7 protein-coding genes are annotated in these 9,410 nt (G+C 62.3%); 4 read left to right on the forward strand and 3 right to left on the reverse strand.

Translation table 11 applies throughout. The features are described 5' to 3' along the window. The first annotated feature begins 102 nt into the window (after positions 1 to 102). The 3 genes from Q7L55_11825 to Q7L55_11835 all read left to right on the forward strand — a co-directional run bounded on the left by Q7L55_11825 (position 103) and on the right by Q7L55_11835 (position 5,565). A complete protein-coding gene (locus tag Q7L55_11825; GenBank protein ID MDO8733236.1) occupies positions 103 to 477 on the forward strand; it encodes a hypothetical protein in 375 nt (124 codons plus the stop codon). Positions 478 to 778: 301 nt separating this feature from the next. Then, positions 779 to 1,723 carry an abortive infection family protein gene (locus tag Q7L55_11830; GenBank protein MDO8733237.1) on the forward strand — a complete coding sequence of 315 codons (945 nt, stop codon included), beginning with the start codon at positions 779 to 781 and terminating at the stop codon, positions 1,721 to 1,723. 218 nt (positions 1,724 to 1,941) lie between these two features. Further along, the gene (locus Q7L55_11835; GenBank protein MDO8733238.1) at positions 1,942 to 5,565 is read left to right on the forward strand and encodes a hypothetical protein; all 3,624 of its coding nucleotides are present in this window, start codon (positions 1,942 to 1,944) and stop codon (positions 5,563 to 5,565) included. A 373-nt stretch (positions 5,566 to 5,938) separates the two neighbouring features. Here Q7L55_11835 and Q7L55_11840 read toward each other — a convergent pair whose 3' ends face one another. The 3 genes from Q7L55_11840 to Q7L55_11850 form a co-directional block, all read right to left on the reverse strand. Continuing rightward, positions 5,939 to 6,967: a hypothetical protein gene (locus tag Q7L55_11840; GenBank protein MDO8733239.1), complete on the reverse strand. Its 1,029-nt coding sequence runs from the start codon at positions 6,965 to 6,967 to the stop codon at positions 5,939 to 5,941. Next, a complete protein-coding gene (locus Q7L55_11845; protein MDO8733240.1) occupies positions 6,964 to 7,650 on the reverse strand; it encodes a hypothetical protein in 687 nt (228 codons plus the stop codon). The genes Q7L55_11840 and Q7L55_11845 overlap by 4 nt, the downstream gene beginning before the upstream one ends. 64 nt (positions 7,651 to 7,714) lie before the next feature. Continuing rightward, positions 7,715 to 7,990 carry a hypothetical protein gene (locus Q7L55_11850; GenBank protein ID MDO8733241.1) on the reverse strand — a complete coding sequence of 92 codons (276 nt, stop codon included), beginning with the start codon at positions 7,988 to 7,990 and terminating at the stop codon, positions 7,715 to 7,717. A gap of 492 nt (positions 7,991 to 8,482) precedes the next feature. Here Q7L55_11850 and Q7L55_11855 point away from each other — a divergent pair. Then, on the forward strand, positions 8,483 to 9,410 hold a 928-nt coding region (locus tag Q7L55_11855), incomplete at its 3' end, for an IS481 family transposase (protein ID MDO8733242.1).

Below are 9,410 nucleotides of genomic sequence, written 5' to 3' on the forward strand. Positions count from 1 at the left end.
CTCATCAACAACACGGTCGCGTACGCCGAGTTCGCCGACCACCAGCGGCCGGCCATCGACTTCCTGATCCAGCTCGGCATTCTCGAGGTCACAGGCGCGCGCGTGCGTATCGCGAACGCGTCACAGTTCCGGGTGCTCAGGTCGCTCTTCCAGACGCAGGCCGCCAGTTACTTCCACCTTGGCCACGAGGGGCGCAAGGCGGTTGACACCATGGCCGCCCGCGGCTGGATGACCCGACGCTCGTCACTCCTGTCGGAGCCAGAGGCCAGCTACGTCAACTTCCTCCTCAACAAGGTCGAGTTCAGCAACGGGCCAGAGCTGCGGAACAAGTACATGCACGGATCTCAACCGCACGGGGACGAGGACTTGCACTTTCACAGCTACGTCGTCGCGCTGCGGCTGATGATCGCCCTCGTCATCAAGCTCAACGACGACTTCGTTCTCGCAGCCCCGAGCGAAGCCGCCGGATCCAGCTGACAGGCGCTCGGCGTCTCCGAGGACATCGTCAACGTCGATGGTGGCGTGATCGCCCTTGGTCATCACGCCGATCTCGGCGGACCGAATGGCTCGTGGGCACCACGTGCTGCGGCGATCGCCACATCGTGGTGGCGATCATGGCATGGGTGGTGGGTCACACGCCTATTCGCATGTGTCGACGGTAGGCCTTCGCTGACATGGCGTAGCAAGGGACGCTGGGCGTCGCCGCCGTTAGGAACGCCTGGATGACTGGATGGAGGCGGGCGGACGTTCCGTGAATCGGTGCGACAATTGGGTCACGATGGCCAGTACCCGACACGCGATCTCCAGCGCGACGCGACGCAACGTCTTCGACTACATGTCGATGACCCCTGTCGCGTGGGCAGGGCGGCTCGCCGAGCCCGACTTCATCGTGCGCGTGTGGCCGACGGCGAAGTCCATGCCCTCGTACGACCCGCGCTTCAAGGATGCGATCGCCGATACCTACCAGCACCGAATCAACAACTATGACTGGGAGGACGACTGGATCTTCACCGACGCCCGATTCGACCTGATGAACTGCGATGACAAGACGTTCCTGGCCTTTCTCGCGGAGGTCGTCCATCCCGTCGTGAGGCCCGACCCAGAGAAGGCCGAGGACATCCTCGCTGAATTCAACCGCCAGCTCAGGCCCGACGGCTTCGTGCTGAGCCCGACTTCCCAGGTGAGCGGTCGCTCGGTGTACGAGGGCTCTCGGCTCTCCGCGACGCATGACCCGCACACAGCACTGAACCTGTCAGCCCGCAACGAACTTGAGGACCATCGCGCATTGCAAGACCATCTCGCCGCCATCGCCCGCGACATCGCAAACGACCCGGCAGGTGCGATTACCAGCGCGAAGGATCTGGTCGAGTCGATGTACAAGCTGATCCTCGACAAGCGGGGCATCGCCTACCAACCCAAGGACGATCTCGGCACGCTCTACAAGAAGGTTGCGACCGAGCTGGCACTGGACAAGAAGTCCGTGCCGTCGACCGTCAAGGGGAGCGAGGCCGCTCAGAAGACGCTCGGGGCGCTCAATACGGTCGTTACCGGCCTCGCCGAGCTTCGCAACCAGATCGGCCGCGGACACGGCCGGACGGAGGCGAGTCCCGCCCTGGAGCGTCACGCACGCCTGGCCTTCAACGCCGCCGTCGCACTGACCGAGTTCTTATACGACACCCTCCAGGATCGCGCCTTCGCGTCAAGCGGGGCCGAAGCCACCTGACACGACTCGCCCTGTCGCATTCGTCGGCCGCCAGGTGCGCGATGTCAGTGAAACTGATTGGGCAGAACATATTGCTGGCGAGGGCGTCGTCGATGCAGCGCGCGTCGTCCTTCACAAGGGGGCAGCATTCATACATCGAAGGTCCGTGTCGTCTCCGCTAGAGACGGTGCAAGGCGTCCGATAGATTTCAGGGCATTCGACCCGACGGGGGCATCGTCTTGAATGAGGGTTTCGGTCCGTTCGCGGTTGACCCGGGGCAGGTCGCGGGCCTCGAGGGTGGGCTGTTCCAGACACTGGTGAATCGTTTGCTCGACGTGGAGTGTGCTCGCGCTGGCATGGCTGGAACCGATCTCCATACGTCGTTCAGGGCCACCGTCGCTGACCGAGGTGTCGACGCAGGCGTGTATGCAGCTGGAGAGACCGAATGGCTGCCGGCCGGCGATTCCGCCTGGCAGTTCAAGGCGGGTGATCTCGGACCCGCAGCCTGCGCGAGCGAGTTTGAAAGTGCCAGCCGGGCGCGGGAGATCGTCGACGCAGGCGGCAGCTACCGGATCGTCTTGGGCAAGGCATTAGAGGACGACCTGATCGAGAGTCGGGAGAAGGCGCTGCGCGACAAGGCGGCGGAGCTCGGCTACGACGTCTCCGGCGACAGATTCAAGGTGATAGACGGGAACCAGTTGGCCCGCTGGGTCGAGGTCCACCCGCAACTTGCCGTCTCCGGCGTTCTTAGAGGTATCGGCAACGTCGCGGTTGCCTTCGACAAGTGGCAGCAGAGCCAGGCGCACCGCCCTACTTGGGTTCCTTCGACTGAGCGCGATGAACTTCAAGCCGCCATACGAACCTTTCTAGCGGACAACTCTAAGTACGAGATGCGGATCGAAGGGTCGAGTGGACTTGGGAAGACCCGCGGTGTACTCGAGGCTCTCAGAGATTCTCCGTATGAGCCACTCGTGCTCTACGTCGGCGATGCCGATGATCTCAACTACCCGCTAATCGACCACTTGACTGGCCAAGAACGTAGCGCAGTGGTCGTTGTCGACGAGTGCACCCGGCAACGCCACATCGTCTTCGCCCAACAACTTCAAACTGGCTCGCAGATCAAGCTGATCACCATCGGAGAGCGCGACGTGAGGATCACGCAAGCCCTGCCAATCGAGCTCTCGGCCCTGCCGGACGAGACCATCGACCTAATTCTGACGCAGAGCAAACCGACGCTGTGGCAGGAAGCCCGACGGGTGGTCGTGACGCACTGCGCTGGGAACATCCGTTGGGCCCTGCATCTCGCCGACGCGATTCTCAACGACCAGACGATCAACGTTGGCAGTCTGATCGACGAAAACGCACTGCAGATTCTTATCGGCAACCAGCTGTCGGACGGTGACAATTTTTTAGCTCTGAGCGCCTTGGCGCTCTTCACTCGGTACGGCGTTGATCGCGAAATGAGCTTCGAACTCGAACAGATCGCAACTGGCCTAAACATTCCAGTGGGCAACCTCGTCCAGGCAAACGAGAAGCTCGAACGCTTGGGACTCGTCACGAGGCACGGACGGTACCGCTCCGTGACACCGCACCCAGTCGCCGTCTTTCTTGCTCGGCACGCATGGAACTCACTCGACACGCAGATTCTTGCCGATCTACTCCCACTCATCGACGACGATCTGGCTGAGCAGTTGCTGCTCCGCGCCGCCGACCTCGGCACGTCGGGTCCGGCAGCCACAGCGCTGAGTAGGATTCTTGGTCCATCTGGTCCGTTCACCTCGCTCGAATCCATTGCCGATGGCCGCAACTCACGCCTTCTGATCCAGCTTGCAATCATCTGTCCCGACGAATTGTGTTCACGTCTTACCGACCTGATTCAGCGTGCGGACGACACCCGACTTCGTGAGCTCACTTCCATTCGGCGAGACCTAGTGTGGACACTTGAGAAGTTGGTCTGGCACTCGCGAACGTTCGTGGCAGCGGCCGACCTGTTGCTTCGGCTCGCACTCGCCGAGAACGAGTCGTGGAGCAACAATGCGACTGGAACCTGGCTCGCGCTGTTTGGAGCCCTCCTCCCCGCCACTGCCGCAACTCCCAGCCAACGCATGGAGTACCTGTGCGCGGTGTCAGCAGACGTCGATGCTGGCAGGCGCAGACTGGCGGCGCAAGGTGCAGACGCTGCGGTTGATATCCGAGGTGGATTTGTCACGGTTTCCGGCGAGGTCCAGGGCGGGGTCGTCGTCGAGCCTCGGGGCGCTCCCCAAACGTGGGATGAAGCCTGGGAGTATGTGCGCGCCGCAATCGCCCTTCTACGCACGATGGCGGACGACCCCGACTCCGTGGTCCGTGAAACCGCCACGAAATCCCTCATTGACGCAATACACCCCATGCTTGAGATCGTCGCTCTTCGCGACTCTCTGTTCGATGCATTGACAACGCTGCCCGAAGAGCAGATGCGGGGAGTTAGAATATCGGTCGCCCACCTTTACGCGCTGTTCGCGAACGTTGAGGACCCGGCCTTCAAGGAGGCGACCAACTCTGCGCCGGACGTGACGGCGCGCAGGGCTGCACTGGACGTTTTAAGTGCACGCCTGTCACCGGCGACTTCAAGCGAGGAACTTGCGGCCCTCGCGTACGCGAATCGCTGGGAGGTCGGAGAGGAAGAACTGAAAGACGCCATTACTCGGGCTGCTTCCAATCTCCCCGAGGACATCGCGGTCACGTCGATCCTGCAACTACTCAGAGAGAAGGAGCCGCCCAACGCGTCGTTTGAACTGGGATGGGCGCTCCATCACCTTGAACGGACGGACCCGACGGTCGCCGACCTCGCCGCTGTGGCCGAGGACGGCAACGTCGCTGGTCTCGTTGGATATCTCTATGCATCGATGGATCGCGGATCGCCGGACGCGTTTGACTCATTTCTCGATGGAGCTATTGGTCGCGGGCTAGATCCCGTGACGCGGCTGGTCGTTACAGTTCGCGGCCCGCAGTCACGGTCGGGATGGGACCGCGTCGTCGAGTTGCTAAGGGTCCTTCCCGTTCACGTCGGCGCACCCAGACTCTTCGGCTGGCATGTTGGCGTCGATGAGTCGCTCTTGATCGAGATCATCGACGAGTGGTTGTCGAAGCTCGACACCCAAGACGACTACAGCTTCGCGATCGACGTTGTCGCGATGTTGGTCCATGGCCGAGATGCTTCAGGCGGGGACCTGGAGGCGACGCTGACCACCCTCGTAGAGAAGCGAAAGACGTTTCCAGACCTCGGACAGCAGAGCTGGGATTGGGTACAACTGGCGCGCAGACAACTGAGTAGAGACCCAGAGGCGCTGCTGGTGATCCTACTGGAGCAAGTCGATACGGGGCACCTGCACATCTACGAAGGCAGCGAGGAGCAGGGACTGATCCGGGACGCGATATCGGCTAGCGGCGTGACCAGTCTCGGCAAGGTGATGGGGCTCTTGCAGACCGGATCATGGCGGCTGAGGATGGACCTCCGCGGCTGGCTCGCAGACTCTTACCCTGCGGACGAGGTCGCCTCATGGATCGGTAGCGACGTGCTGCGGGCTCGACTGGTCGCATCGCTGACACGGATCGCCGAGGGACCTCCATCTGATCTGGTCACGTTCTTACTTGGCAGCTTCGGGGCGGACGACGAGGTAACAGCTTCCCTCTACGGCGAGTTCGCGTCTGGAAGCTGGTGGGGGCCAGAATCGGACAGGCTGAGCAAGCAGATCGGCCAGCTTGAGGCGTGGTTAGTCGAAGGCGCCGACCCCGGAGTTCAGACATGGGCAAGGAAGGTGATCGAGGCCTTGAAAGCGCGGCGGCTCGCGGTCCTAGAGCGCGAGGATGAGGACGGACGGTAACTCGCCGCGACGCCTTTCCAGGCTCCAAAGGAAGTTGGTGCTTGACTTCATGAAGGGGGCGGCCGACACCTGCGGAGGACTCGCCCACCTTGCTTCGTCCCGCCTCGCCTCAGAGCGATGGAGCCTTGTCCGGAACTAGAGCAATAAGAACGACCGTCGTTCGCGACAACCGATCTGACTCTCTGAGATCATCAGGTCTGGTCGTTTGAAGAAAGTCTCGCAGACCCGATTGTGATAGTCGGCGGCCCACACGTACTTCTCTCTGAGGTGGAGATTCGGCTCGAACTCTCTGAGCGCCGCCCCTACTTGCTTCCGATGGGCAATCCCACCGAATGAGGCAGTCGAATCGCTCCGGCCAGTGAATGCCTCGGCTCTAATTTGGCGGCCTGATTCCGAAGGACATGACGGCTGTTCCGCGCGTAGCGACGCCATGCTCGGCTTGGTCCCAGCCCGGATATGAGTCGGGTGCCCATGCCAACATGCGTTCCGCGCGCTGGCGATCCTTCTTGTCCACGATCTGGTTCATCCCGGCGGGGTTGTCGATGAGGCCGGCCAAGGTGATGAAGTCTTCGCGGTGCCGTTCCCGGTTCGGGTCGACGGGTATCTCGAGTGCAGCTGCCTTGCCCACGAGAGCTCCGAGCAGGCTCGGGCGGATGACGTAGCCGGTACGTCCCGCGACTTCGACTTCAACGCGTTGCGCCCGGGCGAGGGCCTGCGTTCCGCCAGGCACCTGGACAGTGCGCCCTCCCGTGACTGTGCGCGCTTGTGCGACGCGTTCGCCTATCCCTTCGGGCAACAGCACGTCGATGGATACGCGGCCGCGCTTCCACCGATGGGCCACTTCGGTCGGGCTGCGTCCGTCCTCGTCGAAGCCGCGCTCTCGCAGGAAGGCGGTGGCCGTGGCGAGGGCCGACTTCCTCAGGCGCACGTCCAGAATGACGTCAGCGTCGGTGGTGACCCGAGGTGGGGTCACGCCTCGTTGCCAGCAGTGGAGGTGGACCATCTGGCCGCCGACGAGTGCCCAGTCGCGCGGCATCGCATCGAACAACTCAAGAAGCGTGAGCCAGCCCTCGGCTTCGAAGTCGGTGTGGTGTGCGAGTGGGATTCGCACGCCCGGAACGACGAATGGCGGTTGTCCCTTTGTCTCAAGGACGGCCTCACACGCGAGTGCCTCCGCGATGCTCGGCAGCTCATCGCCGACCAAAGAGACTGTCTTCAACTCCCGGTGGCGGTCGATGATTTCGGTGACGACGTCGGGCGTTGCGTCAGTGGTCTGCGCGGCTGCTGTCTGTTCGAGGATGAGTCCGAGAATGTCGTGTCGCACGATGGTCAGTCGCCGACCGGTCCGGGCGTGGACGCTCTCCGCGACTGCCTTACCGAGTGGGCTGAGTGATTGGCTCATAGCGATGACTCCTGGATCATCTGACTCGCGGCGGCGATCGATCGTGCGTCGTCGTGCTCGGCTAGATCCACCGCGATGCAGGCGGCGGGCAGCATTCCTTGCCTGATCCAACGCAAGCCCTCGGGTTCATATACGACGCGTAGCAGCACATTGCCCGCAACGTCCGGGATCATCGAGTGTTCGCGGACAACTGCCGCGAGCTGGTCCGCTGCGATGTATGCCTCGAACAGGCTGACATCCCGCACAGGCGAATCCGGATGGCTGGCTCCAGAAGGCAGTACGCGGAAATCCTTGCGGAGTTGCGCGAGCGGCACGTCAGGAACTAAGTACCGCTCGGGATCCGCCCGCAGCTTGAACCAGGCACGCAGGATGCCTGCCCGCGCAATGTCATCAAGACCGTCGTCCGCGAGAACCTTGCGAAGACGTGCGCGCAGATGCGCCTTGACGGACGGGTCCGCTTGGATATCGAGTCGAGACAAAAGCCCCAGGCCGCGCCACGCCTGCGCCGGCGACATCGGACGCCGACGCGGCCGCAGCCGCGAGTCACGCTGCCGAGGAAGCTCCACCAGCCAGACATCGCTTACCTTGCTGCCTTCCAATCGCTCGTCAGCGAGCATGGCTCGGACGCGCTGCTGGCTCACGCCCAGCAAGCGCGCCGCCTCGGAGACTCCTACGGCTGCCATGTCACTAATATAGCGCTCTCGCAATATTAGTAACAGTCCGGGACACCCACGCCCAGTCGATCTGCTACCGCACCTGCCGTACACGGCTGCGTTCGGCCATCCTCCCCCGCGCACGATCGAGAGCCCACGCGACGACGAGATCGGGGACGTACCGGCGATAGCGCCGAATCCCGACAACGGGCGCTGGGAAGTCCGCCGCCGCCATAACCTCATTGGTTGCAGACTTCCCCAGCTTAAGGAACGCAGCGATGTCGCTTCGGTCCCACAAGCCCTGCTGGGCAAGCAGCGGCGTCGCAATGTCGTCGGTGACCCGCGACCGGTGGTGAGCATTGGTAGTCATGTCTCGTCCTTTCAGCTGACTTAGGTCGATGGCGTGATGCTCCGAACACGACCCCCTCGGAGCCTGAAGCGCAACCGGTGTCGCCCATCTGTGGACAAACAGCGCAGGTACCCCTCTTCCCATCGCCGACCATTCAAACTCGGATACGCGAAGAAATGGGCTCAGCCTGATCCCGGAGGTCGGACGGAAACTACCCACCCAGGCTCGTCTCTAGTGGATAAATTCTCGGACCTACGCATTGCCCGTGCGGCAACCCGCGTACTGAGAGCCTCCGCCCCTCACGAACCAGCCGAACAGGGCCTTGTTCTGAAGGCATTTGAGGGCGCAAGCCCGAAGAGAAAGGGCCAAAGTGCAGGGCCAAGAGCTAAGTCGGTATCCATGGCTACCAATGCAAACCCGTTGGCAATAAACAACTTTGCGCGGAGCCGCCTCGGGTGCGGTGTTTCACGACTTAGTTAACCCCTGTCCCGCGTCTTCGTTAACCCTGCGGGGATGTCGAAGAACCGGGTCATCGTGGAAGCAGTGCTCGCTGGTCAGTCCCATGGGGCGGTCGCGCGACAGTATGGAATTTCGAAGGCCTGGGTCGGCAAGCTCGTGGCCAGGTGGCGGACCGGTGGTTGGGACGCGGTCGAGAAACAATCCACCCGCCCCAAGTCGAACCCAAACGCCGCACCTGAGGCAACCATTGAAGCGATCATCGCGTTACGAGGTGAGTTGACCGCTGCTGGCCTTGATGCTGGCCCGCACACCATCGCCGTCCACCTGCAACGCCAAGGGATCCGGCCACCATCGGTGACCACGATCTGGCGGGTCTTGAATCGCGCAGACCTGATCACCCCCGAGCCACGCAAACGACCCCGCCGCACCTACATTCGGTTCGAGTCCGACCTGCCCAATGAATGCTGGCAATCCGACTTCACCCACTGGCCGTTGGCTGATGGAACTGACACTGAGATCTTGTCCTTCATCGATGACCATTCCCGCTACGCGATCAGCATCACCGCCAACCGTGTCGTCACTGGTCCGATCGTGCTGGCCGCGTTCCGCGCGGCGATCAACGTCCACGGGGTCCCGGCATCCACGTTGACTGACAATGGAATGGTGTTCACCACCCGGCTACGTGGGGGCCGCAACGGTTTCGAACGCGAACTGGTCATCTTGGGAGTCCAGCAGAAGAACGGTCGACCCAACCACCCGCAGACCCAAGGCAAAGTTGAACGCTTCCAGCAAACCTTGAAGAAATGGCTACGCGCCCAAGCACCGGCCCCGACCCTTGTCGACCTGCAGATTCAACTCGACATATTTGCCCATGACTACAACCACAACCGGCCGCACCGCTCCCTGGCAAAGCGCACTCCAGCGCAGGCCTACAACGCTCGAGCCAAAGCAAGCCCCGTTGGTCGCGACGGGCATTGGCGGA

Source organism: Actinomycetota bacterium, from assembly GCA_030650795.1.
In the GTDB taxonomy this organism is placed as follows: Bacteria; Actinomycetota; Actinomycetes; order S36-B12; family S36-B12; genus UBA11398.

Excerpts from the sequence above, each read along its gene's own strand:
- Q7L55_11830 (MDO8733237.1), top strand. The coding sequence starts at position 779 with ATGGCCAGTACCCGACACGCGATCTCCAGCGCGACGCGACGCAACGTC.
- Q7L55_11840 (MDO8733239.1), bottom strand. The coding sequence starts at position 6,967 with ATGAGCCAATCACTCAGCCCACTCGGTAAGGCAGTCGCGGAGAGCGTC.
- Q7L55_11845 (MDO8733240.1), bottom strand. The coding sequence starts at position 7,650 with ATGGCAGCCGTAGGAGTCTCCGAGGCGGCGCGCTTGCTGGGCGTGAGC.
- Q7L55_11850 (MDO8733241.1), bottom strand. The coding sequence starts at position 7,990 with ATGACTACCAATGCTCACCACCGGTCGCGGGTCACCGACGACATTGCG.